Genomic DNA, 24,717 nt, shown 5'->3' on the forward strand with positions numbered 1-24,717 from the left:
CCGGTCATCGCGGTGCGCCGCCCCTTGAAGCAGGCGGCGTATACGCGGCATGATATAGACAATTAGTTTCTCATTCAGCAAGGAATTGCCATGTCTCAGATTCATCTCATCGCGCCGTCGGGCTACTGCATTAACCAGGACGCGGCGCAGCGGGGCGTTCAGCGTTTGCTGGAATCGGGCCACCAGGTAGAAAATCAGACGATTATCCCCCGCCGCCAGCAGCGTTTTGCCGGTACCGAAGCGCAGCGGCTGAATGATATCAACAGTCTGGTGAACCTGAAGGGTGAAAACCGGATAGTGCTGGCGGTGCGCGGCGGATATGGCGCGAGCCGGCTGCTGGAGAGCATTGACTGGCAGGGCCTGGCGCAGCGTCAGCAGCAGGATCCGCTGCTGATATGCGGCCACAGCGATTTCACCGTCATCCAGCTTGGGCTGCTGGCGCTGCATAACGTCATCACCTTCAGCGGCCCGATGCTGGCCGGTAACTTCGGCGCGCCGGAGCTGGAAGCGTTCACCGTGGAACATTTCTGGCGCGCGCTGCGTAATCCCACCTACAGCGTGGAGTGGCAGGGGAATGGACCGCACTGGGAATGCGAAGGTCAGCTCTGGGGCGGTAACCTGGCGATGCTGGTTTCGCTCATCGGCACCCCGTGGATGCCGAACATTGAAAACGGCATTCTGGTGCTGGAAGATATCAACGAACATCCGTTCCGCGTCGAACGCATGCTGTTGCAGCTCTATCATGCCGGTATTCTTGAGCGCCAGTCCGCGATTGTGCTGGGCAGCTTCAGCGGCTCTGAGCCGAATGACTATGACGCGGGTTACTCCCTGGAAACCATGGTTGAGTTCATTCGCTCGCGGCTGGATATTCCGGTGATCGCCGGTCTGGACTTCGGTCATGAGCAGCGCACCGTGACCCTGGCGCTGGGGGCGCACGCCTCCCTGCTCCATAATGATTCCGGCTCCCGGCTGACCATCAGCGGCCATCCTGTCATAAAGGCATAAAAAAGCCGTTATACCCCCTTAATAAAACGCTGTTGCCGTCGTTAATATGTTAGGGTTTTAGTAACAGCGTTAACATTGAGGTGGGAGTAAGAGAACATTGGATGCCGCAGCGATAATCAGCCTTTTCATTCTGGGTTCGGTCCTTGTAACCAGCAGTATTTTATTAAGTTCATTTTCATCGCGTCTCGGCATACCTATTCTTGTTATTTTCCTCGCCATCGGCATGCTGGCCGGCATTGATGGCATTGGCGGTATCCCTTTCGATAACTACCCTTTCGCCTACATGGTGAGTAACCTGGCGCTGGCGGTGATCCTGCTGGACGGCGGCATGCGCACCCAGGCGAGCTCCTTCCGCGTGGCCTTAGGCCCCGCGCTGTCGCTCGCGACGGTCGGCGTGTTGATTACCTCCGGCCTCACCGGAATGATGGCCGCGTGGCTTTTCCATCTCAATATCATGGAAGGGTTGCTGATAGGCGCCATCGTGGGCTCAACCGATGCGGCTGCGGTGTTTTCCCTGCTCGGCGGAAAAGGGCTTAACGAACGCGTTGGCTCCACGCTTGAGATTGAATCCGGCAGCAACGACCCGATGGCGGTGTTTCTCACCATCACGCTGATTGAGATGATCCAGCAGCACGAGACGGGGCTCAGCTGGATGTTTGCGTGGCATATCCTGCAGCAGTTCGGGCTGGGGATTGTTATTGGCCTGGCGGGGGGATACCTCTTGCAGCAGATGATCAACCGCATCTCGCTGCCCGCGGGGCTTTACCCGCTGCTGGCCTTGAGCGGCGGCATTCTCATTTTTGCCGTTACCACGGCGCTGGACGGCAGCGGCATTCTCGCCGTCTACCTCTGCGGGTTCCTGATGGGCAACCGCCCTATTCGCAACCGCCATGCCATTTTGCAGAACTTCGACGGCCTGGCATGGCTGGCGCAGATCGGCATGTTCCTGGTGCTCGGTCTTCTGGTTACCCCATCGGACCTGCTGCCCATCGCCGTTCCGGCGCTGCTGCTGTCTGCGTGGATGATCTTCTTCGCCCGTCCGCTGTCGGTATTTGCTGGCCTGCTGCCGTTTCGCGGCTTCAACCTGCGCGAGCGCGTCTTTATCAGCTGGGTGGGTCTGCGCGGCGCGGTTCCGATTATTCTTGCGGTCTTTCCGATGATGGCCGGTCTGGATAACGCCCGGCTGTTCTTTAACGTGGCTTTCTTCGTGGTGCTGATTTCGCTGCTGTTCCAGGGAACGTCCCTCGGGTGGGCGGCGAAAAAAGCCAAAGTCGTGGTCCCTCCCGTGGGCTGGCCGGTTTCCCGCGTTGGGCTCGACATTCATCCGGAAAACCCGTGGGAGCAGTTCGTCTATCAGCTGAGCGCCGACAAATGGTGCGTGGGCGCTTCGCTGCGCGATTTGCACATGCCGGCCGAAACGCGCATTGCCGCCCTGTTCCGCGACAATGTCCTGTTGCACCCTACCGGCAGCACCCGCCTGCGCGAAGGGGATATTCTGTGCGTGATTGGCCGCGAACGCGACCTGCCCGCGCTGGGCAAGCTCTTCAGCCAGTCGCCGCCGGTGGCGCTGGACCAGCGTTTCTTCGGCGATTTTATTCTGGAAGCCAGCGCCAGGTTTGCCGATGTGGCGCTGATTTACGGCCTGGATGAAGGTGCTGAAGACGGAGATAGCCAGCAAACGCTGGGCGAAATCATCCAGCAGCGGCTTGGCGCAGCCCCAGTCGTGGGCGATCAGGTAGAGTTTGCCGGGATGATCTGGACGGTAGCAGAGAAAGAAGATAACGCGGTAAGGAAAGTCGGTTTGAGGCCGATGGAAGAGGAAGCGGAGTAGCGGTTTTTTTGCCGGGTGGGGGCTTAGCCTTACCCGGCCTACAAAACCCTCGAACGTAGGCCGGGTAAGCGTTAGCGCCACCCGGCGAACATACGTTACACCGTCACAACCGGCACCCTCGGTGCCAGGGCACACATCAGTTCATACCCTACCGTGCCCGCCGCGGCCGCCACGTCATCAATTTTGATTTCGTTACCCCACAGCTCGACCGGCGAACCGATACCCGCCTGCGGGCATGGCGTCAGGTCAACGGCCAGCATATCCATTGATACGGTGCCTACCGTTCCCGTGCGGACTCCATCTACCCACACAGGCGTACCGGTCGGCGCAATGCGCGGGTAGCCGTCGGCATAGCCGCCCGCCACGATACCAATCCGCTGCTCGCCCTTTGCCCGATAGCGGCTACCGTAGCCCACCGTGTCGCCAGCTTTCAGGGTCTGCACACCAATGATTTCGCTGCGCAGGGTCATAACCGGCTTCAGGCCGCTGTTGGCGATATCCTGCCACTGGCCCGAGGGCGACGCGCCGTACAGAACGATCCCCGGACGCACCCAGTTGTAATGCGCCTCGGGATGCCACAGCGTGGCCGCCGAGTTGGACAGCGAGCGCGGGCAGTCCAGCCCTTCTGCCGCCTGCTCAATGCGGACCATGGCATCGGCGATACCGTCCGGTTTTTCCGCGTCGGCAAAGTGTGCCATCAGCGTCATTTCACCCACGTTCTTCAGGCCGCGCAGCTGCTGCCAGACCGTATGCACCCGCTCAGGCTGGAAGCCCAGGCGGTTCATGCCGCTGTTGACCTTGAGATAGATATCCAGCGGCGCGTGGAGCTTCGCATCCTGAATCGCTTTGATCTGCCAGTTGCTATGAACGCTGGTGGTCAGCCGGTACTTATCCAGCAGCGGCAGATCGTCGGCGTGGAAGAAGCCCTCCAGCAGCAGTATGGGCCCTTTCCAGCCGCGCTCGCGCAGCAGAATGGCCTCTTCCAGATTGAGTAACGCAAAGCCATCGGTGGCGCTCAGCGCGCTCCAGATACGGTCAATGCCGTGGCCGTAGGCATTCGCTTTCACCACCGACCACACGCGTGCGCCAGGTGCCGCCCGGCGAACAATCTGCAGGTTATCCTTCAGGGCCTGCAGGTTCAGCTGAGCCAGAACAGGACGGGACATGACAACTCCTTAGTTATGTGCGCCGTGCAGGTGCTGTGGACGCGACGGCGTAAACCCCGATTGATAGCGCGCGACACTGAGATCGTCAAACGGAATGGCCGGCGTGCGTCCGGAAATCAGGTCGCTCAGCAGCTGCCCGGAGCCGCAGGCCATCGTCCAGCCAAGCGTACCGTGTCCGGTATTGGTCCACAGGTTTTTGAACGGCGTGCGCCCGACAATCGGCGTGCCGTCCGGCGTCATCGGACGCAGGCCGGTCCAGAAGGTCGCCTGCTCGACAAAGCCACCGCGCGGGAAGAGGTCCCCTACCACCATCTCCAGCGTTTCACGACGCGGTTTCAGCAGTTCGGTGTTGAAGCCGACAATCTCCGCCATGCCGCCTACGCGGATGCGGTTATCGAAGCGGGTAATGGCGATTTTGTAGGTTTCATCCAGAATGGTAGAAACCGGTGCGCCGCTCTCCTCTTTTACCGGAATGGTCAGCGAGTAGCCTTTTAGCGGGTAGACCGGAATATCGAGAATGCCTTTCAGCATGGCGGTGGAGTACGAACCAAACGCCATGACGTAGGCATCCGCTTTGATCACCTCTTCGCCACACTTCACGCCGTAAATTTTTTCCCCTTCCGACAGCAGCTTGTCGACAGAGGTGTTGTACCGGAATTTCACCCCTGCCTGCTCGCACATCTGCGCCAGACGCTGCGTAAAGAGCTGGCAGTCGCCGGTTTCGTCATTCGGCAGGCGCAGGCCGCCCGTCAGCTTATGCGCCACTTCCGCCAGCGCAGGTTCAACCTGACCAAGCTGGCTGGCTTCCAGCAGCTGGTACGGTACGCCAGCATCTTCCAGCACGGCGATATCGCGGGTAGCGTTTTCATACTGTTGTTCAGTGCGGAACAGTTGGAGCGTTCCGCCCTGACGGCCTTCGTACTCAATCCCGGTTGAGGCGCGCAACGCTTTCAGACAGTCGCGGCTGTATTCCGCCAGCCGCACCATGCGCCCTTTATTCTCCATGTAGTGGCGTGTGTCGCAGTTGCGCAGCATCTGCCACATCCACTTCAGCTGGAACTGCGTGCCGTCAAGGCTGATGGCCAGCGGCGCGTGGCGCTGGAACATCCATTTAATCGCTTTCAGCGGAACGCCCGGTGCTGCCCACGGTGCCGCATAGCCCGGAGAGATTTGCCCGGCGTTCGCCGCGCTGGTTTCCAGCGCGGGGCCTGACTCACGATCGATAACGGTGACGTCATGTCCCGCCTGACTTAAATACCAGGCGCTGGTTACCCCAACGACACCACTTCCCAGTATGACAACACGCATAGCCACTCCATTATGTGCAAAAGAACAATCTTCTAATTACAGATTGATAACCTAGTTGAAAATATTATTCAACATACGACTTTTTTATGGTGACTTACCTCACACATCCCCCAGCATCAGGGGATAGTGCTAATTTGGGATCTCCTGCTGCGCGTTATTTTTAACCAGCATAAAATGCTGAGAGACACCGTTTTTTTGCCGTATCAAAAACGCGAAATCGCAAAGAAAAAATTTCTGCCCCAGCACGCTTTTTAACACGTTGATCTATGCTTGAAAGGAGGCTCTCCAGACAGAGAGAGCACCCACAACGAGGGCGCGCTAATGGCTACTATTGATTCCCTGAACAAGGACAACACACGTCTGAGCGATGGACCCGACTGGACCTTCGAGCTGCTGGATGTTTACCTCGCCGAAATCGACCGGGTTGCAAAACTGTATCGCCTGGATACCTATCCCCATCAGATTGAAGTCATTACGTCCGAACAGATGATGGACGCCTACTCCAGCGTCGGGATGCCGATTAACTATCCGCACTGGTCGTTTGGTAAGAAATTTATCGAAACGGAGCGGCTGTATAAGCACGGGCAGCAGGGTCTGGCGTATGAGATCGTCATCAACTCCAATCCGTGTATCGCCTATTTAATGGAAGAGAACACCATTACCATGCAGGCGCTGGTGATGGCGCACGCCTGCTACGGGCATAACTCCTTTTTCAAGAATAACTATCTGTTCCGCAGCTGGACGGATGCCAGCTCCATCGTCGATTACCTGATCTTCGCCCGTAAATACATTACCGACTGCGAAGAACGCTACGGCGTGGACGAAGTGGAAAAACTGCTCGACTCCTGTCACGCGCTGATGAACTACGGCGTTGACCGCTACAAACGCCCGCAGAAAATCTCCCTGCAGGAGGAGAAGGCCCGGCAGAAAAGCCGCGAAGAGTATCTGCAAAGCCAGGTGAACATGCTGTGGCGCACCCTGCCGAAGCGTGAGGAAGAAAAAACGATCGCCGAAGCGCGGCGTTATCCGTCCGAGCCACAGGAAAACCTGCTCTATTTTATGGAGAAGAACGCCCCGCTGCTGGAGCCGTGGCAGCGTGAGATCCTGCGCATCGTGCGCAAGGTGAGCCAGTATTTCTACCCGCAAAAACAGACGCAGGTGATGAACGAAGGCTGGGCGACCTTCTGGCACTACACCATCCTCAACCACCTGTACGACGAGGGGAAAGTCACCGAGCGGTTTATGATGGAGTTCCTCCACAGCCATACCAACGTGGTGTTCCAGCCGCCCTATAACAGCCCGTGGTACAGCGGGATTAACCCGTATGCCCTTGGCTTCGCCATGTTCCAGGACATTAAGCGTATCTGTCAGTCGCCGACGGAAGAAGACAAATACTGGTTCCCGGATATCGCCGGATCTGACTGGCTGGAAACGCTGCACTTTGCGATGCGCGACTTTAAGGATGAGAGCTTCATCAGCCAGTTTATGTCGCCGAAGATCATGCGTGACTTCCGCTTCTTCACCGTGCTGGACGACGACCGCAACAACTATCTGGAGATCTCCGCAATCCACAACGAGGAGGGTTACCGTGAGATCCGCTCTCGCCTCTCTTCCCAGTACAACCTGAGCAACCTTGAACCAAATATCCAGGTCTGGAACGTGGATTTACGCGGTGACCGCTCCCTGACGCTGCGCTATATCCCGCACAATCGCGCGCCGCTGGATAAAGGGCGTAAAGAGGTGCTGAAGCACGTGCATCGCCTGTGGGGCTTTGACGTGCAGCTGGAGCAGCAGAATGAAGACGGGAGCGTCGAGCTGCTTGAACGCTGCCCGGCGCGGTTGAATACGCTTTAGTCCAGCCTTTTTTGCCCGGTGGCGCTACGCTTACCGGGCCTACAAGACCCGTAGGTCGGGTAAGGCGCAGCCGCCACCCGACGAAAAAAAACCTCTCACACGAGAGGTTTTTTATTTCAGCGGCTCTGAATCGCCAAATCACCCGGCAGCGTTTTCTGCATACGGTGCCAGATTTCACCGGAATCGTGACCGTAGCGGCGCACCGTCTCATACACCTGATCGTGCAGACCTTCGGAGCACAGCTTGCTCAGCTTATGGTAAAAGCCCAGCGCCAGGCTGCGGGCTTCGGGATTGGCAAAGTAGTGGCGGCCAATGCGGGTGTAGAGTCCCTTCATACCGTTGAGGATCAGACCGTACACCGGGTTGCCGGAGGCAAACGCCAGGCCACGGAAGACGTTGTAATCGAGGGTGGCGAACGCGTCGGCGTGATCTTCCACCTCGTTGGCACTGGCCAGCACCGCAAGCGCATCTTCCGGATGCTGGCGGAAAGCCGTACGAATAAAGATCGTCGCGATGTTGGTGCGAACGGAGAGCAGATTATCAATGAGCTGCGGCACGCTTTCATGATCGAGACGCGCCAGCGTTTCAAGAATGTTCAGCCCGGAGGTTTCCCAGAAGTTGTTCACTTTTGTTGGCTTGCCGTGCTGGATCGTCAACCAGCCATCGCGCGCCAGTCGCTGAAGCACTTCACGCAGCGTGGTGCGAGTGACGCCAATCAGTTCAGAGAGTTCGCGTTCAGCCGGAAGAATGGACCCCGCAGGGAAACGATTATTCCAGATGCTTTCAATGATGTACTCTTCCGCGAAACCCGCCGGGCTCTGCGCCTTAATGACCATAGTGAGATTTCCATTACACAGCTTTAGCAAATTGGACTCATCATACCAGAGGCGTGCAGTGGCAGGTAGCGCGGCAAAGAGAGAAAAGAGGGATCGCCGTTTCATTTTTATGAAATTTACAATGCGGTCTTATCCGCGTCTGGACCGTGAATTTTGCGTATACTGATGTTTTGTCTTACTTGACGGGGAAGGACGTCTGTCGTGGAAATTTCTTTTGGGCGCGCTCTGTGGCGCAATTTTTTAGGCCAGTCTCCTGACTGGTACAAACTGATACTGCTGGTGTTCCTGGTCGTTAACCCTCTCCTCTTTTACGTGAACCCGTTCGTTGCCGGGTGGCTGCTGGTCGCGGAGTTTATCTTCACCCTGGCGATGGCGCTGAAATGCTATCCCCTGTTGCCGGGCGGATTGCTGGCGTTTGAAGCGGTAGTGATTGGCATGACCTCTGCCGAGCATGTCAAAGCAGAGCTGGCATCCAATCTTGAAGTGCTTCTGCTGCTGATGTTTATGGTGGCGGGCATCTACTTTATGAAACAGCTGCTGCTGTTTATCTTTACGCGCCTGCTGCTCAGCATTCCGTCGAAAATGGTTCTCTCGCTGGCGTTTTGCCTTGCGGCGGCCTTCCTGTCAGCCTTCCTGGACGCGCTGACGGTCGTCGCGGTGGTGATAAGCGTCGCGGTGGGGTTTTACGGTATTTATCACCGCGTGGCCTCCTCTCGTCCGGGTGAGGATCTGCAGGATGACAGCCATGTCGATGCGCATAACCGTGAGGTACTTGAGCAGTTTCGCGCCTTCCTGCGCAGCCTGATGATGCATGCCGGCGTCGGTACCGCACTGGGGGGCGTGATGACGATGGTGGGCGAGCCGCAAAACCTGATCATTGCGAAAGCGGCGGGCTGGCACTTCGGTGATTTCTTCCTGAGAATGGCCCCGGTGAGCGTGCCGGTGCTGATCTGCGGTCTGGCGACCTGTTTGCTGGTGGAGAAGTTTCGCCTCTTTGGTTACGGGGCACAACTCCCGGAGCCGGTACGTCAGGAGCTGCATAAATTCGATCTGCAGAGCCGACGCCAGCGGACGCGCCAGGAGACGCTGCGCCTGATTGCACAGGGGATCATCGGCGTCTGGCTTATCGCCGCGCTGGCGTTCCATCTTGCTGAAGTGGGGCTGATTGGTCTGTCCGTGATTATTCTCGCCACGACCTTTACCGGCGTGACGGATGAGCATGCCATCGGCAAAGCCTTCACCGAAGCGCTGCCGTTTACCGCCCTGCTGGCGGTGTTCTTTGCGGTCGTGGCGGTGATAATCGACCAGCACCTGTTCGCGCCGATTATTGCCTTTGTCTTACGGGCATCACCGGATGCTCAGCTGTCGCTGTTTTACCTGTTTAACGGCCTGCTCTCGTCAATCTCAGATAACGTCTTTGTCGGGACGGTTTACATTAACGAGGCTAAGACCGCGATGGAGCAAGGCGTGATCAGCGCCGGACAGTTTGAACTGCTGGCCGTGGCGATCAACACCGGTACCAACCTGCCGTCGGTGGCGACACCCAATGGCCAGGCCGCCTTCCTGTTCCTGCTGACCTCCGCCCTTGCGCCACTCATACGTCTTTCTTATGGAAGAATGGTCTGGATGGCCCTGCCCTATACGCTGGTGCTTACGATCGTGGGATTGCTTTGCGTCAAAATTACCCTTATTCCCTGTACGCAATGGTTGATACAAGCGGGTATACTTGCGGCGCAGTAAACTCTGCAACTCGGGCAGTTCGCTGCCCGTTTGCCTTTTCGCACGATAAACATCCAATTACGTTTTATTTCGCCAGGTACAGGTGGCGCGAAAAACGAATTCGTTTACACTGCGCTTTCTAAGCATGTTCCAGGGAAATGATTATGTTGAGATTTTTAAACCAGTGCTCCCGCGGTCGCGGAGCGTGGTTGTTAATGGCCCTGACCGCCTTTGCGCTGGAAATGGTCGCGCTGTGGTTCCAGCACGTAATGGGACTCAAACCATGCGTGCTCTGTATTTACGAACGCTGCGCGCTGTTCGGCATTATGGGGGCTGGCCTGGTCGGCGCGATTGCGCCGAAGTCGCCGCTTCGCTATGCCGGGATCGCAATCTGGCTCTACAGCGCCTGGAAAGGCATTGAACTCTCCTGGCAGCACACGATGATGCAGCTGCATCCGTCACCGTTTATGACCTGCGATTTTGCCGCCCGCTTCCCGAGCTGGCTGCCGCTGGACAAATGGCTGCCGCAGGTGTTCGTTGCCTCCGGTGACTGCTCCGTTCGCCAGTGGGAATTCCTGACGCTGGAGATGCCGCAGTGGCTGGTGGGCATTTTTGCCGCCTACTTCGTCGTGGCGCTGTTGGTGTTGATCGCTCAGCCGTTCAAACCGAAGAAGCGCGATTTGTTCGGGCGCTAATTCGCCCGGCGGCGCTTCGCTTGCGCGGGCCTACGGTGTTGTAGGTCGGGTAAGCGCAGCGCCACCAGACACAACAGCGCACAATAAAAAACCCGCTTTGGCGGGTTTTTTAATCTCAACGGGTCGGGTGGTTCATGATGTGATCTTCCCAGTCCCGCACCTCGGACTCTTTTACCGCAATGTGGCGCACGGAGATACGTTCGCCGTGCATCGCCGCTTTTGAACCGGTCAGCAGGGGGTGCCAGTCAGGCAGACCTTTCCCCTCCGCCAGCAGGCGATACGCGCAGGTATGCGGCAGCCATTCAAAGGTGGGCAGATTCTCACGGGTTAATTTAATGCAGTCTGGCTCGAACTCGAAGCGGCGCTCGTAGTTGCGGCACTGGCAGGTTTTGATGTTCAGCTGCTTGCAGGCCACGTTGGTGAAGTAGATTTCGTCCGTGTCTTCATCCATCAGCTTGTGCAGGCAGCACTGACCACAGCCGTCGCATAAGGATTCCCATTCCGCGTCGGTCATGTCGTCGAGAGTTTTGCTTTGCCAGAAAGGGATGTCGTTCATCAGGATGTCCACACGTCAAAAGAAAGCGCACCTTATAACGAGTCTGGCACGTCGTTGCAAGTTTTGCCGCCCTTTTCAGGCGGCAAGAGGAGGTTACAGCACGCGGGTTTTCAGCGACAGGCCGTTAAAACCAACTTCAAGTTCATCACCGCTCGCGAGCGGACCAACGCCTTCCGGCGTGCCGGTCAGGATCACATCACCCGGCTTGAGGGTAAAGAAGCGGCTCATGTAGGCGATCAGCGGCACAATCTTATGGATCATGTCTGCCGTGGTGCCCTGCTGGCGGATTTCACCGTTAACCTTCAGGCTGAGCGGCGTATCCTGCGGATCGCCGGTAAATTCGCTCACCGGCACAAACGCCGAAATCGGGCAGGAATTATCAAACCCTTTGGCTTTTTCCCACGGCTGCCCCGCTTTCTTCATTTTGCCCTGCACGTCGCGTAGCGTCAGATCCAGCGCCACGCCGTATCCGGCAATCGCTTTCTGCACATGCTCTTCGGAGGCCTGACGCAGCGTTGCGCCGATCAGCACGGCGAGTTCCACTTCGTGGTGCACCGAGCCGAGCCCCTGCGGCAGGGCCAGCGGCTGGCGAATATCGCAAAGCGCCGTTTCAGGCTTAATGAACAGAACCGGCTCTTCTGGCGTCGCACTGCCCATCTCCTGAATATGTTTTGCATAGTTGCTGCCCACGCAAACCACTTTGCTGACGGGATAATCCAGTAATGCACCTTGCCAGTTATGATGTTGATACATGGTCGACCCCTAAACGGTTGATGTGTTGTGCTCAAAAACAGTTGAGACTATTTTTTACCGTTCGCCTCAAGATGTTGTTTTAATAAATTCTCGGGTGGCGGCGGAAGCTGTAAATAATAGCCCTGCTCGGCTAATGCCGTTTTCACTTTCTCCAGATCGGCATTCACCAGTTTCTTGCGACCATCAAGCGGCAGCAGCATCGCCATCTGCGGTCGGCCAAAGCTCTTCATTAATTCTTCAGGCACGCGTGAAAAATCGTCTTTCTTTTCGACATAAAGATAGGTCTGGTCACGGGTTGTACTTCTGTAGATCACACAAAACATGTTTTTACTCTGAATTAATGGGTGGTTGCTTGCCTCAATATACTCCTGACTATAACATGCCTGATACTCTTCGGAATATCGCAGCGAGTGGTTGCGGTTAATAGCAAATTGAGTAAGGCCAGGATGTCAAACACGCCCATCGAGCTTAAAGGCAGTAGCTTCACCTTATCAGTGGTACATTTGCATGATGCAAAACCCGAGGTTATTCGTCAGGCGTTAGAAGACAAAATCGCCCAGGCTCCCGCCTTCCTGAAGCACGCCCCTGTTGTGATCAACGTCAGCGGTCTTGAAGCGCCGATTAACTGGAAACGTCTCCAGCAGGCCGTCTCCTCGACCGGACTGCGTATTGTCGGCATCAGCGGCTGCAAAGATACTGAACTGAAAGCGGAAATTGACCGTGCGGGGCTGCCGCTTCTGAATGAAGGCAAAGAAAAAGCCCCGCGTGCGGCACCCGTTGCCGTCGAAACGCCCCCTCCTGCGGCGCAAAACGTTACAAACATCACAAAAACGCGAATGATTGATGTCCCGGTTCGTTCCGGTCAGCGCATTTATGCACCAAACTGTGATCTGATTGTTACAAGCCACGTCAGTGCTGGCGCTGAGCTGATTGCAGATGGCAATATTCACGTTTACGGTATGATGCGTGGACGTGCGCTCGCAGGTGCAAGTGGCGATCGGGACGCGCAAATATTTTGTACTCACCTGACGGCGGAACTGGTGTCCATCGCAGGTGAATATTGGCTGAGCGACAAGATCCCAGCCGAATTTTATGGCAAAGCGGCTCGCCTGCTTCTGGCAGACGACGCGTTGACCGTTCAACCGTTGAATTGATCCCTTTTTAACAAGGAATTTCTATGGCACGCATTATTGTTGTTACTTCGGGTAAAGGAGGCGTTGGCAAGACCACCTCCAGCGCGGCCATCGCTACTGGTTTGGCCCAGAAGGGAAAGAAAACCGTCGTTATCGACTTCGATATCGGCCTGCGTAACCTCGACCTCATCATGGGATGTGAGCGTCGCGTCGTGTATGACTTTGTGAACGTCATTCAGGGCGATGCCACGCTGAACCAGGCGCTGATTAAAGACAAGCGCACCGAGAACCTCTACATTCTCCCGGCTTCTCAGACGCGTGACAAAGACGCCCTGACCCGTGAAGGGGTGGAAAAGGTGCTCGACGAGCTGAAAAAAATGGAGTTCGACTTCATCGTCTGTGACTCCCCTGCCGGCATCGAAACCGGTGCCCTAATGGCGCTCTACTTCGCTGATGAAGCAATCATCACCACCAACCCTGAAGTTTCATCCGTGCGTGACTCAGACCGCATTCTCGGGATCCTCGCCTCTAAATCCCGTCGTGCGGAAAATGGCGAAGACCCGATTAAAGAACACCTGCTGCTCACCCGCTACAACCCGGGCCGCGTGAACAAAGGTGACATGCTGAGCATGGAAGACGTGCTGGAGATCCTGCGCATTAAGCTGGTGGGCGTTATCCCGGAAGATCAGTCCGTGTTACGCGCCTCTAACCAGGGCGAGCCAGTGATCCTTGATACAATGGCAGATGCAGGTAAAGCTTACGCCGATACCGTTGACCGTCTGCTGGGAGAAGAACGTCCTTTCCGCTTCATTGAAGAAGAGAAGAAAGGTTTCCTCAAACGCCTGTTCGGAGGATAAGTTATGGCATTACTGGACTTTTTTCTCTCGCGGAAAAAGAACACCGCCAACATCGCAAAAGAACGTCTGCAAATTATCGTTGCGGAGCGTCGTCGTAGCGACGCCGAGCCTCACTACCTGCCGCAGCTGCGCAAGGACATCCTGGAAGTGATCTGTAAGTACGTGCAGATTGACCCGGAGATGGTGACGGTGCAGCTGGAACAAAAAGACGGGGATATTTCGATTCTGGAGCTGAACGTGACGCTCCCGGAAGCGGAAGAGTCGCGTCCGTAGGTTTGTGATTTCGTCGCCCCGGTAAGCGCAGCGCCACCGGGGAAATATGCCGGGTTTATCACCCGGCATATTTTTTATCGCGGATAACCTTCCAGCAGCGTATTCAGGCGATCGGCCATCAATTCCCCGCGCCATCCCGCCATCATTTCCGGCAAGCCATTCTGCGGCTTCAGCTTCCAGTGCCAGTTAAGCAGCTGATTAATCTGACGGCGTGAAGCGAGCAGTTCCGCGCTCAGCTTGCTTTCCGTAGCCACCGCCTGCACCAGCGCTTTGATGTCCTTAAACGCTTTGCGATAGCCTGGCATATCCATCAGGTTCAGCAGCGGTTCCGGCAGCGCCTCTTCCGGTAACGCCTGCGCTTTTGCGACCAGCGCCAGCAGGGTTTTGCCGTGGAAACGGATTTCACTGCCCGAAAGCCCAATGCTGTCCAGCTCGCCGAGGCTGCCCGGCATATAGCGCGCAACCGCCCAGAGATGCTCTTCGCGAACCACAAAGTTAACGGCCAGATCGCGCTCGCGCGCTTTACGCAAGCGCCAGTCTGCCAGCAGCTGCAGGCACGCCAGCTGACGCGTACGCAGCTGCCAGGCGTTGCTGATGTCGCGCCAGGCCTCTTTCGGATCCACCACTTCCTGACGACGCAGCTGGGTCATACGGCACTCGTCCAGCGCGGCGGACAGCCAGCCGGATGCCTCGGCTTCTTTCATCAGCTGTCCGGCGATCGGCAGCAGGTAAAACACGTCAGCCGCCGCATACTCCAGCTGGCGCGCGGTAAGCGGACGCGCCAGCCAGTCGGTACGGGATTCGCTTTTATCCAGCGTCAGGCCCGTATACTCCTCCACCATGGCGGCAAAGCCCCAGGAGAGCGGTCGCCCGCTGAACGCCGCAAGGATCTGCGTATCAATCAGCGGCTGAGGCATGATGCCAAAGGTGTTCAGAAAGACTTCCAGATCTTCACTGCCTGCGTGCAGGTATTTCGTGACGGCGGTATCGAGCAGCAGATCGCGCATCGGCGTCCAGTCGGTAATGCCGAGAGGGTCGATCAGCGACACGTGTTTACCGTCGTACATCTGAATCAACCCCAGCTGCGGGTAGTACGTCCGGGTACGGACAAACTCGGTATCCAGGGCAATGGCAGGAAAGTCGCGCGTCACTTCGCACAGCGAAGCCAGCTCGTCGTTGGTCGTGATCATCTGGTAATTCAAATCGGATTCTCTTTTGTTTGCGCCCATAAAAAACGCCGGCTTAACCGGCGTCTGGACGATTAACGTGAAGCTCAGGCCTTATTGTCTACTTTGGCACGGGCTTCGTCACGTAATTCTCGTCGTAATATCTTCCCGACGTTGGATTTCGGCAGCTCGTCGCGGAATTCCACCAGCTTCGGCACTTTATAGCCCGTCAGCTGACGACGACAAAACGTTATCAGCGCTTCCTCGGTGAGAGAAGGATCTTTCTTGACCACAAATATCTTCACCGCTTCACCGCTGCTGCCGGAAGGCACGCCGACCGCTGCCACTTCGAGTACGCCGCTGTGCTGCATGACCACGTCTTCGATCTCATTCGGATAGACGTTGAAGCCGGAGACCAGGATCATATCTTTCTTGCGATCGACAATGCGCAGGAAGCCCTCGTCATCCATCACCGCGATGTCACCGGTATGTAGCCAGCCGTCTTTGATGATTTCGTCGGTCGCGTCGGGACGCTGCCAGTAACCCAGCATGACCTGTGGACCTTTGACGCACAGCTCCCCCGGCTCACCCGGCGCGACTTCGTTATCGTTATCATCGACCAGTTTCGCTTCAGTAGAAGGAACGGGCAGTCCAATGCTTCCGCTGTGGTAGTCGATGTCATGCGGGTTAACGCTGACCAGCGGCGCGCACTCCGTCAGGCCATAGCCCTCCAGCAGATACTGGCCGGTAAGCTTCACCCAGCGCTCGGCCACCGCCTGCTGAACCGGCATGCCGCCGCCCGCAGAGAGATGGAGCGTGGAGAAGTCCAGCTGCTGGAACTCTTTGTTATTAAGCAGCGCGTTAAACAGGGTATTTACCCCGGTCATGGCGGTGAACGGGTATTTTGCCAGCTCTTTCACCAGCCCCGGGATATCACGCGGGTTAGTAATCAGCACGTTTTGCCCGCCGAGCTCAATAAACAGCAGGCAGTTCATGGTCAGTGCGAAAATGTGGTACAGCGGCAGCGCCGTAATGACCAGCTCTTTGCCGGGATGCAGCAGCGGCCCGTAGGTTGCATTGACCTGCTCAAGGTTCGCCAGCATGTTGCGGTGGGTCAGCATTGCGCCTTTCGCCACGCCGGTGGTACCGCCGGTATACTGCAGGAACGCGAGATCTTCTGAGACCACTTCCGGCTTAACGTACTGCATACGATAGCCCGCATGCAGCGCACGGCGGAAGGAGATAGCGTCCGGCAGATGGTATTTTGGCACCAGACGTTTGACGTATTTGACGACAAAGTTAACCAGCGTGCCTTTGGCGGTGGAGAGTTGATCCCCCATGCGCGTCAGGATGACGTGTTTCACCTGGGTTTTGTCGACCACTTTTTCCAGCGTATGGGCAAAGTTGGACACAATGACAATCGCAACCGCGCCGCTGTCGTTAAGCTGATGCTCCAGCTCGCGCGGGGTGTACAGCGGGTTGACGTTAACGACGATCATCCCGGCACGCAGGATACCGAACAGCGCCACCGGGTATTGCAGCAGGTTCGGCATCATTAGCGCGACGCGATCCCCTTTTTGCAGCCCCAGCCCTTCCTGCAGGTACGCCGCAAACGCCCGGCTGCGCTCCTCCAGCTTACGGAACGTCATCACCTCGCCCATATTCACAAATGCGGGCTGGTCCGCGTAGCGCCTTACCGAGTGTTCAAATAATTCCACCAGGGATTGATAACGGTCAGGATTGATCTCAGCAGGAACGTCTGCGGGATAACGGTTAAGCCAAACCTTCTTCAATGCATCACCTCTGAAATGAGTGTTCGTCGTCATCACAACCCCGATAATAAACAGTTTGTTAACATTATATTAACTCAGCGTACCAGTTTATTAATTGTTCAGATTTAAGGTTGCGAAGCGCGTCACTCTTTTTTTTCGTTTTATCCGTAAAAAAACAGAGACAGCGGCTGAGCCGCTGTCTCTTTTCTAACAATAACAGTAAGTTACTCAGTAACGATCGTCTGTACCTGTGCAGGTCCCGGGTTATACCAGCCCCAGCCCGGGTAGCCGTAACGATAAGGATGTGGACCCCACATCCACGGATCGATCGGCTGAGGCGGCATGATCACCTGCTGTGCCAGCCGCCAGCGCTTATAGCCGTTCACCTGCATGGTCATAAATTTGTACGGCGTGCTGCCGATTTTGCCCTGCACGGCGCCGGTAATCGGCCCGACGACGGTCACCAGCTGTCCGCGGAAATCGACCGGGTCCAGGAACCCGCTGACGTCCGCATAGATGCGCCCGCGGGAGGCCTCGCCCAGTACAGGCCGAGCGCCGCTGTCCAGCGGAACGGTCGCGATCTCCAGACGGGTTTTACCCTGCTGGTTTTGTACGTCTATGACCTTACCGCCAAAGCGGGCTTCCTGGCCGACGTACAGCTCAGGTGCATTCATCACCCGAACCAGATCCTGCTGTGGCGTCGGGCTGCTGCCCTTAATCGCATCAGGAACGGAAACGCATCCGCTCAGTGCTATGGCAACCGCGCCTGCCATAATAAGGCGTACTACTTTAGTCTGAACCGCCATGATGCGACTCCTTTTTCTCAGTTCCTGTTACTGAGAGTCACTCGCGGCCCGGAAGTTTCTTCCACGCGACGGTGTTTCGCAAATAAACCGGTTCCGCGTGTTCAACGGCCACGGTTTTGCCTGCTGCGAGCAGCTGGCTGGCAATCGGAAGCATATCTTCCGCAGCCGGCAGAAGCATGTTGCCGTCCACCAGCGTCAGCCCGGTGTCGTTCGCCATCTCAGGCCACGCTGGCCAGCCCGTACCGACGGTCGCCCACTCGCCGGACAGCTGCTTCAGCCGTTCCGTCACCGCTTCCGGCTTAAGCACGGCTTCCGTCTCTTCACCGTGCCACACGCCCTGCTCGTCGCGGGTGTATTCGGCCCAGTAGACTTCGCCCATGCGGGCATCAATCGCTGCCAGGACGCGCGTTGCCCCGGTCATACGCCATGCGCCCTGTGCCATGGTGGCGAGGGTAGAGACGCCGATCATCGGCAGTTCGGCGCCCAGCGCTAGCCCCTGCGCAATGCCAATCCCGATGCGTACGCCCGTAAAGCTGCCGGGGCCGCGGCCAAAGGCCAGCGCGTCGAGGTCGGTTAAGGAGGTGTTGCCCTGGGTTAAAATGGCTTTTACCAGGGGGAGAATGCGTTGGGTGTGTTCCCGTGGGCACTCTTCGAAATGGGCAGAAACAGCACCGTCGTTCAACAGAGCAACAGAGCAAGCCTCTGTCGCGGTATCAATAGCCAGAATTCGCATCAGTCGTCGCGCTCTCGCAAGGGTCAGTCACAAAATGGCGCGCATCTTAGCACACTCCGGGGTAAATTACTCCGCCGTTGGGTTTGCCAGGAAACGCACCGCGCGTTTTATGTCCCGCGTCCGCGGTGCGGGCGGCAGGCTTGCAAGGAAGGTTGCCCCGTAAGGACGCATCACCAGCCGGTTATCGCAGATGACCAGCACGCCGCGATCGGTGACGTCACGGATTAAGCGCCCTACCCCTTGCTTAAGCGTAATGACCGCATCCGGCAGCTGAACCTCGTCAAACGGATCGCCGCCGCGCAGGCGGCAGTCTTCCATGCGCGCCTTCAGCAGCGGATCGTCCGGGGAGGTAAACGGCAGCTTATCAATGATCACCAGCGAGAGCGTATCGCCCCGCACGTCGACCCCTTCCCAGAAGCTGCTGGTTGCGACCAGCAGGGCATTACCGGCGCTAACGAACTGCTGCAGCAGCTGGCCTTTGCTGGTTTCGCCCTGCAGCAGCACCGGTAGCGTCATGGTGGCGCGGAACTGCTCGGCGAGGTCGCGCATCATGGCGTGGGAGGTGCAGAGCATAAAGCAGCGGCCGTTATTGGCCTCGATCATCGGCTTCAGCATCGCCGCGAGATGCCGCGCCGCCCCCGGCTGGTTCGGCAGCGGCAGATTGCGCGGCACGCAGAGCAGCGCCTGCTTTTCGTAATCGAACGGGCTGGGCAGAAGCAGCGATTCCGCCTGCTCGATGCCGAGGCGCTCGGTGAAGTGGTGCAGGTCGTCATTCACCGACAGGGTTGCCGACGTGAAGATCCAGCTGCCCGGCTTTTGCGCCATCACCTCTTTAAATTTATCCGCCACCGTCAGCGGCGTGAGCGCCAGGGTAAAGTGGCGCGAAGTGCACTCGTACCAGTAGCTGTAACCCGGCTGGTTAATCTCTTTCAGCCGCTTCAGCCGCCCGCGATAGAGCGTGGCGCGTTCGAAGGCCGCATCCAGCAGCGCGGAGCGGCCGAGCGACAGTTTCGCTACGTCGTAGCAGAGCTCAAGCGCATCATCGAGCAGCAGCAGCGCGCGCTGGATGTTTTTGTCCGCCAGCAGCTCGCGCAGGTTACCGCGATAGCCCGGCTCGCCGAGCTGTAAACGGAAATCCTGCGCGCTCTGCGCCAGACGGTCGGCGCACTTCTGCAGCTGCTGGGTATCTTTGAGTTCGGTCCGGTAAGCAATGGTGAAATCTTTCGCCAGATCCTGCAGCTGGCGGCTGGAGAGCGACTGCCCAAAATACTGGCTGGCGATGTCCGGAAGCTGGTGGGCTTCGTCGAAGATCATCACGTCCGCCTCCGGGATCAGCTCACCAAAGCCGCTGTCCTTGACGACCATATCCGCCAGAAACAGATGATGGTTCACCACAACAACATCAGCATCCATCGCCGTTTTGCGCGCTTTCACCACGAAGCAGTCTTTATACAGCGGGCAGTCGCTGCCGAGGCAGTTGTCGTTGGTGCTGGTCACCAGCGGCCAGGCGGGAGAGTCTTCCGGCACGCTCGCGCAGGTGCTGATGTCGCCCTCTTCCGTCTGGTTCGCCCAGGCGCGAAGGATAATGACGTCGCTCAGGGTTTGCACCGGCAGGTCACCGCCCGCCAGCGCCTGCTGCTCAAGGCGTTCCAGGCAGAGATAGTTGGAGCGCCCCTTCAGCAGGGCCAGACGGCCTTTGTATTTCAGCGCCTTTGCCACCGTGGGCAAATCGCGGCTGTAGAGCTGGTCCTGCAGGGCTTTCGAACCGGTCGAGATAATCACCTTTTTTTTCGCCCGCAGCGCCGGCGCAAGATAAGCATAGGTTTTACCCGTGCCGGTACCCGCTTCGACCACCAGCGGCTGAGCCTTATCGATGGCGCGTGCAACGGCGTGCGCCATCTGTCGCTGAGGCTCACGGGGTTTGAAGCCGGGGATAGCCTGCGCTAATTGACCTTCAGGGGAAAAATCGTCTGCCACGGTGCTCTCTCACTGTATTTTTGCACAGGGATTATGTCAGCCCATCCTCTCCTGTGCCACCCCAAATAGTGACGACACGAGAACAATATGGCAGTCTTGCCGCCTGACGACGAAAAATAACGAGGAAACGTTTATGACAATTGTGCGCATTGATGCCGAAGCCCGCTGGTCTGATGTGGTGATCCACAACCAGACGCTCTACTACACCGGCGTCCCGGCGAACCTTGACGCGGATGCGTTTGAGCAGACGGCCAATACCCTGGCGCAGATTGACGCGGTGCTGGAAAAACAGGGCAGCGACAAATCCCGCATTCTGGATGCGACGATTTTCCTGGCGAACAAAGACGACTTCGCGGCAATGAACAAAGCCTGGGATGCGTGGGTGGTGGCGGGTCACGCGCCTGTACGCTGCACCGTACAGGCCACGCTGATGAAGCCGGAATACAAGGTTGAGATTAAGATTATCGCGGCGGTTTAAGCCCGATCACTCTTCATCTTCATCCTCGAAACGCGCCACGATCCGCTCGCCGGTATGCGTGGCGCGCAGTTCTTCCGCCACCTGGGAAATCGCCTGTCCGCTGCTCATCCCCTGGGACATCAGTTCCTGAATTCGCTCAACCGCTTTCTGCTGCTGTTCATGGCTCAGAGAAGGTAAATCTGCAAACATCGTCAACTCCTGCTAAATTATTCGCGCTAATTATTTCACGCTGCCCGGTAGTATGCCACACATGAACATGCGCTTCCCCACTGTTATTACCCTGCCCTGGCGGACAGACGCCGCTGAATACTGGTTTTCCCGCCTGAGCCATCTTCCTTTTGCGATGCTGCTGCACTCCGGCCATGCGGACCATCCCTACAGCCGCTTTGATATTCTGGTCGCCGATCCGCTGAAGACGCTGACAACCGATGACCTGTCGCTGACGGACGATCCGCTGGCGCAGCTTCAGCACGATATTAACGCGCTGGGCTTATCCGCTACGCCAAACCCGGACCTTCCCTTCCAGGGAGGCGCGCTGGGCCTGTTTGGCTATGATTTGGGCCGCCGTTTCGAAACGCTGCCCGAGCATGCTCAGGCTGATATTTCTCTGCCAGACATGGCCGTGGGGCTGTATGACTGGGCGTTAATTGTCGATCACCAGAAAAAAACGGTTTCCCTGCTGAGCCATCGTGACGTCCAGGCGCGTCTGGACTGGCTTGAGGCGCAACAGGCTGCACCCGCAGAGACGTTCACGCTGACCTCCGGCTGGCGCTCCAACATGAGCGCTGCGGAATATGCCGAAAAATTCGCGCGCGTTCAGGCGTATCTGCAAAGCGGCGACTGCTACCAGGTTAACCTCGCCCAGCGCTTCCAGGCGACCTATCGGGGAGATGAATGGCAGGCGTTTACCCGCCTAAATGCCAGCAATAAGGCGCCGTTCAGCGCATTTGTCCGTCTGGAACAGGGGGCGATCCTCAGCCTGTCGCCCGAGCGTTTTATTCATCTGGCCGAGGGCACCATTCAAACCCGTCCGATTAAAGGCACGCTGCCACGCCTTGCCGATCCCGACGCCGACCGCAAGCAGGCGGAAAAACTCGCCGCCTCGCCGAAAGACCGCGCCGAAAACCTGATGATTGTCGATCTGATGCGCAACGACATTGGCCGGGTGGCCGTGCCGGGCAGCGTCCGCGTGCCGGAACTGTTTGTCGTCGAGCCTTTCCCTGCGGTGCATCATCTGGTCAGCACCATTACCGCGCGGCTGCCAGACTCGCGCACGGCCTGCGACCTGCTGCGCGCCGCGTTCCCGGGCGGCTCCATCACCGGTGCGCCGAAGGTGCGGGCAATGGAGATCATTGATGAACTGGAGCCCCACCGCCGCAATGCCTGGTGCGGCAGCATCGGCTATATCAGCCTGTGCGGCACGCTGGATACCAGCATTACCATCCGCACGCTGACCGCCTGCAACGGAAACCTTTACTGTTCGGCCGGGGGCGGGATTGTTGCCGATAGTCAGGTCGATGCGGAATATCAGGAAACCTTTGATAAAGTTAACCGTATCCTGAAACTACTGGAGTAATCACGGGTGGAAAAAGAGAACCTGACGCTGGATGATTTTTTATCGCGTTTTCAGCTACTAAGACCGCAGGTCAACCGCGAAGCGCTGAATCAGCGTCAGGCGGCCGTGCTGATCCCGGTCGTGCGTCGCGCACAGCCGGGCCTGCTGCTCACCCAGCGTTCCGCCCATTTACGCAAGCATGCCGGTCAGGTCGCTTTTCCGGGGGGCGCGGTAGACAGCTCCGACGCCTCGCTGATTGCCGCCGCGCTGCGGGAGGCGCAGGAAGAGGTCGCCATTCCGCCGGAGGCCGTTGAGGTCATCGGCGTGCTGCCGCCCGTCAACAGCGTCACCGGCTTTCAGGTTACGCCGGTGGTCGGTATTATCCCGCCGGACCTGCAGTATCACGCCAGCGTCGATGAAGTCTCAGCGGTGTTTGAAATGCCGCTGGAAGAGGCCCTTCGGCTGAGTCGTTACCACCCGCTGGATATTCAGCGTCGTGGGCATGACCATCGGGTCTGGTTGTCCTGGTATCAGCATTATTTTGTCTGGGGCATGACGGCGGGCATCATTCGTGAACTGGCGCTGCAGATCGGCCTGAAACCTTGACTATACTTTACATTCCGCCCTCTTCTGCCAGGTTTGCGATCTGCGTCGCGCTATTAGCAAAACCCATCGTTAACCATTAGTTTAATTCATGTGAATAGTTAAGCCGAGGTCGGTGTTCCCTCTTACACTATGCGCAGTTATAACATCGTTACTGGAACCCCGGTAACCCTGTCAGGAGTGTGAAAGTGATTAGTATATTCGACATGTTCAAAGTGGGAATTGGCCCTTCGTCTTCCCATACTGTTGGCCCGATGAAGGCCGGTAAACAGTTCGTCGATGATCTGGTCGAAAAAGGATTACTGGAAAGCGTTACCCGTGTGGCCGTGGATGTTTACGGCTCGCTGTCATTAACGGGTAAAGGCCACCACACCGATATCGCCATTATTATGGGTCTGGCAGGCAATATGCCGGATACCGTTGATATTGATGCCATTCCGGCATTCATCCGCGACGTGGAAACACGCGGCCGCCTGCTGCTGGCAAACGGCCAGCAGGAAGTCGATTTCCCGCAGGATGACGGCATGCGTTTTCGCAGCGACAACCTGCCGCTGCATGAAAACGGCATGACCATTCACGCATATAGCGGTGAAAAAGAGATTTACAGCAAAACGTATTACTCCATCGGCGGTGGCTTCATCGTGGATGAAGAGCATTTTGGCAAGGACAGCGTCGGCGACGTCAGCGTACCGTACCCGTTCAAATCGGCGACCGAGATGTTGGGTTACTGCAAACAGACCGGTCTTTCCCTGTCCGGCATGGTGATGCAGAACGAACTGGCCCTGCACAGCAAACAAGAGATTGAAGACTATTTTGCCAACGTCTGGCAAACCATGCGCGCCTGTATCGATCGCGGGATGAACACCGAAGGCGTTCTGCCGGGTCCACTGCGCGTGCCGCGTCGTGCCTCTGCTCTGCGCCGTATGTTGGTAACCACGGACAAGTTCTCCAACGACCCGATGAACGTGGTCGACTGGGTGAATATGTTTGCGCTTGCGGTTAACGAAGAGAATGCCGCCGGGGGCCGCGTCGTGACGGCGCCAACCAACGGCGCGTGCGGCATTGTTCCTGCGGTGCTGGCGTATTACGACCACTTTATTGAGCCCGTGACGCCGGACATCTATATCCGTTATTTCCTGGCGGCAGGTGCCATCGGCGCGCTGTACAAGATGAATGCCTCCATCTCCGGTGCGGAAGTGGGCTGTCAGGGTGAAGTCGGCGTGGCCTGCTCCATGGCGGCGGCAGGTCTGGCAGAGCTGCTGGGCGCAAGCCCTGAGCAGGTCTGCGTGGCGGCTGAAATCGGTATGGAACATAACCTCGGTCTGACCTGCGACCCGGTCGCGGGCCAGGTGCAGGTGCCGTGCATTGAGCGTAACGCGATTGCCTCGGTGAAAGCCATCAACGCCTCTCGTATGGCGATGCGCCGTACCAGCGAACCTCGCGTATCGCTGGATAAGGTGATTGAAACCATGTACGAAACGGGCAAAGACATGAACGCGAAATACCGCGAGACGTCCCGTGGTGGCCTGGCCATTAAGGTGCAGTGCGACTAATACTGCCTTTCGCCCATCTGCAACGGATGGGCGAATTTCCCTCTTCTTCCTCGTCTCCTTCTGCTTTCCCCACTACACTTTGACTGTT

At 57.4% G+C, this 24,717-nt stretch carries 24 protein-coding genes; 12 read left to right on the forward strand and 12 right to left on the reverse strand.

Annotated elements, in window-relative coordinates; all coding sequences use genetic code 11:
* Positions 1-90 precede the first annotated feature (90 nt).
* Both ldcA and N6P30_RS06540 read left to right on the forward strand, forming a co-directional pair.
* On the forward strand, positions 91-1,005 hold the full coding sequence (gene ldcA / locus N6P30_RS06535) for a muramoyltetrapeptide carboxypeptidase (RefSeq protein WP_023293927.1): 915 nt from the start codon (positions 91-93) through the stop codon (positions 1,003-1,005).
* Positions 1,006-1,102: 97 nt separating this feature from the next.
* Positions 1,103-2,836 carry a potassium/proton antiporter gene (locus N6P30_RS06540; RefSeq protein ID WP_021240401.1) on the forward strand — a complete coding sequence of 578 codons (1,734 nt, stop codon included), beginning with the start codon at positions 1,103-1,105 and terminating at the stop codon, positions 2,834-2,836.
* 95 nt (positions 2,837-2,931) lie between these two features.
* Here the strand turns inward: N6P30_RS06540 and dadX are convergent, their stop codons facing one another.
* Together dadX and N6P30_RS06550 are read right to left on the reverse strand one after the other, a co-directional pair.
* The gene (gene dadX, locus N6P30_RS06545; RefSeq protein WP_023293928.1) at positions 2,932-4,002 is read right to left on the reverse strand and encodes a catabolic alanine racemase DadX; all 1,071 of its coding nucleotides are present in this window, start codon (positions 4,000-4,002) and stop codon (positions 2,932-2,934) included.
* A 9-nt stretch (positions 4,003-4,011) separates the two neighbouring features.
* On the reverse strand, positions 4,012-5,310 hold the full coding sequence (locus tag N6P30_RS06550) for a D-amino acid dehydrogenase (protein WP_008500514.1): 1,299 nt from the start codon (positions 5,308-5,310) through the stop codon (positions 4,012-4,014).
* A gap of 321 nt (positions 5,311-5,631) precedes the next feature.
* On the opposite strand from N6P30_RS06550, the gene N6P30_RS06555 reads away from it, so the two are divergent.
* Positions 5,632-7,164, forward strand: a complete 1,533-nt coding sequence (locus tag N6P30_RS06555) for a SpoVR family protein (RefSeq protein ID WP_023293929.1) — start codon at positions 5,632-5,634, stop codon at positions 7,162-7,164.
* Positions 7,165-7,280: 116 nt separating this feature from the next.
* Here N6P30_RS06555 and fadR read toward each other — a convergent pair whose 3' ends face one another.
* Complete coding sequence (fadR, locus tag N6P30_RS06560; protein WP_008500512.1) at positions 7,281-8,000, reverse strand: fatty acid metabolism transcriptional regulator FadR; 720 nt, start codon at positions 7,998-8,000, stop codon at positions 7,281-7,283.
* A 201-nt stretch (positions 8,001-8,201) separates the two neighbouring features.
* Here fadR and nhaB point away from each other — a divergent pair, with 201 nt between their 5' ends.
* Positions 8,202-9,740, forward strand: a complete 1,539-nt coding sequence (gene nhaB, locus N6P30_RS06565) for a Na(+)/H(+) antiporter NhaB (RefSeq protein WP_023293930.1) — start codon at positions 8,202-8,204, stop codon at positions 9,738-9,740.
* 143 nt (positions 9,741-9,883) lie between these two features.
* Positions 9,884-10,414: a disulfide bond formation protein DsbB gene (gene dsbB, locus N6P30_RS06570; RefSeq protein ID WP_028015880.1), complete on the forward strand. Its 531-nt coding sequence runs from the start codon at positions 9,884-9,886 to the stop codon at positions 10,412-10,414.
* Positions 10,415-10,529: 115 nt separating this feature from the next.
* Here dsbB and N6P30_RS06575 read toward each other — a convergent pair whose 3' ends face one another.
* The 3 genes from N6P30_RS06575 to N6P30_RS06585 all read right to left on the reverse strand — a co-directional run bounded on the left by N6P30_RS06575 (position 10,530) and on the right by N6P30_RS06585 (position 12,046).
* The gene (locus tag N6P30_RS06575) at positions 10,530-10,970 is read right to left on the reverse strand and encodes a YcgN family cysteine cluster protein (RefSeq protein WP_008500509.1); all 441 of its coding nucleotides are present in this window, start codon (positions 10,968-10,970) and stop codon (positions 10,530-10,532) included.
* A gap of 93 nt (positions 10,971-11,063) precedes the next feature.
* The gene (locus tag N6P30_RS06580; RefSeq protein ID WP_021240407.1) at positions 11,064-11,723 is read right to left on the reverse strand and encodes a fumarylacetoacetate hydrolase family protein; all 660 of its coding nucleotides are present in this window, start codon (positions 11,721-11,723) and stop codon (positions 11,064-11,066) included.
* A 47-nt stretch (positions 11,724-11,770) separates the two neighbouring features.
* Complete coding sequence (locus N6P30_RS06585; RefSeq protein ID WP_008500507.1) at positions 11,771-12,046, reverse strand: YcgL domain-containing protein; 276 nt, start codon at positions 12,044-12,046, stop codon at positions 11,771-11,773.
* Positions 12,047-12,169: 123 nt separating this feature from the next.
* Here N6P30_RS06585 and minC point away from each other — a divergent pair, with 123 nt between their 5' ends.
* Genes minC through minE form a run of 3 tightly spaced genes read left to right on the forward strand, consistent with a single transcriptional unit; the run spans position 12,170 to position 13,986 of the window.
* A complete protein-coding gene (gene minC / locus N6P30_RS06590) occupies positions 12,170-12,877 on the forward strand; it encodes a septum site-determining protein MinC (protein ID WP_023293931.1) in 708 nt (235 codons plus the stop codon).
* A 23-nt stretch (positions 12,878-12,900) separates the two neighbouring features.
* Positions 12,901-13,713 carry a septum site-determining protein MinD gene (minD, locus tag N6P30_RS06595; RefSeq protein WP_008500505.1) on the forward strand — a complete coding sequence of 271 codons (813 nt, stop codon included), beginning with the start codon at positions 12,901-12,903 and terminating at the stop codon, positions 13,711-13,713.
* A gap of 3 nt (positions 13,714-13,716) precedes the next feature.
* A complete protein-coding gene (minE, locus tag N6P30_RS06600; protein ID WP_008500504.1) occupies positions 13,717-13,986 on the forward strand; it encodes a cell division topological specificity factor MinE in 270 nt (89 codons plus the stop codon).
* Positions 13,987-14,060: 74 nt separating this feature from the next.
* On the opposite strand, the gene rnd is transcribed toward minE, so the two are convergent.
* The 5 genes from rnd to N6P30_RS06625 form a co-directional block, all read right to left on the reverse strand.
* Positions 14,061-15,176, reverse strand: a complete 1,116-nt coding sequence (rnd, locus tag N6P30_RS06605) for a ribonuclease D (protein WP_123277559.1) — start codon at positions 15,174-15,176, stop codon at positions 14,061-14,063.
* 83 nt (positions 15,177-15,259) lie between these two features.
* Positions 15,260-16,945 carry a long-chain-fatty-acid--CoA ligase FadD gene (gene fadD / locus N6P30_RS06610; protein ID WP_014884268.1) on the reverse strand — a complete coding sequence of 562 codons (1,686 nt, stop codon included), beginning with the start codon at positions 16,943-16,945 and terminating at the stop codon, positions 15,260-15,262.
* Positions 16,946-17,148: 203 nt separating this feature from the next.
* The gene (locus N6P30_RS06615) at positions 17,149-17,730 is read right to left on the reverse strand and encodes a Slp family lipoprotein (RefSeq protein WP_023293933.1); all 582 of its coding nucleotides are present in this window, start codon (positions 17,728-17,730) and stop codon (positions 17,149-17,151) included.
* A 37-nt stretch (positions 17,731-17,767) separates the two neighbouring features.
* Positions 17,768-18,463, reverse strand: a complete 696-nt coding sequence (gene tsaB / locus N6P30_RS06620; RefSeq protein ID WP_023293934.1) for a tRNA (adenosine(37)-N6)-threonylcarbamoyltransferase complex dimerization subunit type 1 TsaB — start codon at positions 18,461-18,463, stop codon at positions 17,768-17,770.
* A gap of 66 nt (positions 18,464-18,529) precedes the next feature.
* On the reverse strand, positions 18,530-20,440 hold the full coding sequence (locus N6P30_RS06625; protein ID WP_023293935.1) for an ATP-dependent DNA helicase: 1,911 nt from the start codon (positions 20,438-20,440) through the stop codon (positions 18,530-18,532).
* A 133-nt stretch (positions 20,441-20,573) separates the two neighbouring features.
* On the opposite strand from N6P30_RS06625, the gene N6P30_RS06630 reads away from it, so the two are divergent.
* Entirely contained in the window at positions 20,574-20,918 is a 345-nt protein-coding gene (locus tag N6P30_RS06630) for a RidA family protein (protein WP_008500498.1), read from the forward strand.
* A 6-nt stretch (positions 20,919-20,924) separates the two neighbouring features.
* Here the strand turns inward: N6P30_RS06630 and N6P30_RS06635 are convergent, their stop codons facing one another.
* The gene (locus N6P30_RS06635) at positions 20,925-21,107 is read right to left on the reverse strand and encodes a YoaH family protein (RefSeq protein WP_023293936.1); all 183 of its coding nucleotides are present in this window, start codon (positions 21,105-21,107) and stop codon (positions 20,925-20,927) included.
* A 61-nt stretch (positions 21,108-21,168) separates the two neighbouring features.
* Between N6P30_RS06635 and pabB the strand changes: the two genes are divergently transcribed.
* From pabB to sdaA, 3 genes are all read left to right on the forward strand, one after another.
* A complete protein-coding gene (gene pabB / locus N6P30_RS06640) occupies positions 21,169-22,494 on the forward strand; it encodes an aminodeoxychorismate synthase component 1 (RefSeq protein WP_032663285.1) in 1,326 nt (441 codons plus the stop codon).
* A gap of 6 nt (positions 22,495-22,500) precedes the next feature.
* The gene (locus N6P30_RS06645) at positions 22,501-23,079 is read left to right on the forward strand and encodes a CoA pyrophosphatase (protein ID WP_023293938.1); all 579 of its coding nucleotides are present in this window, start codon (positions 22,501-22,503) and stop codon (positions 23,077-23,079) included.
* A 185-nt stretch (positions 23,080-23,264) separates the two neighbouring features.
* Positions 23,265-24,629, forward strand: a complete 1,365-nt coding sequence (sdaA, locus tag N6P30_RS06650) for an L-serine ammonia-lyase (protein WP_008500494.1) — start codon at positions 23,265-23,267, stop codon at positions 24,627-24,629.
* Positions 24,630-24,717 lie beyond the last annotated feature (88 nt).

Source organism: Enterobacter sp. PL1 (genome assembly GCF_945957325.1).
GTDB classification, from domain to species: Bacteria; Pseudomonadota; Gammaproteobacteria; order Enterobacterales; family Enterobacteriaceae; genus Enterobacter; species Enterobacter roggenkampii.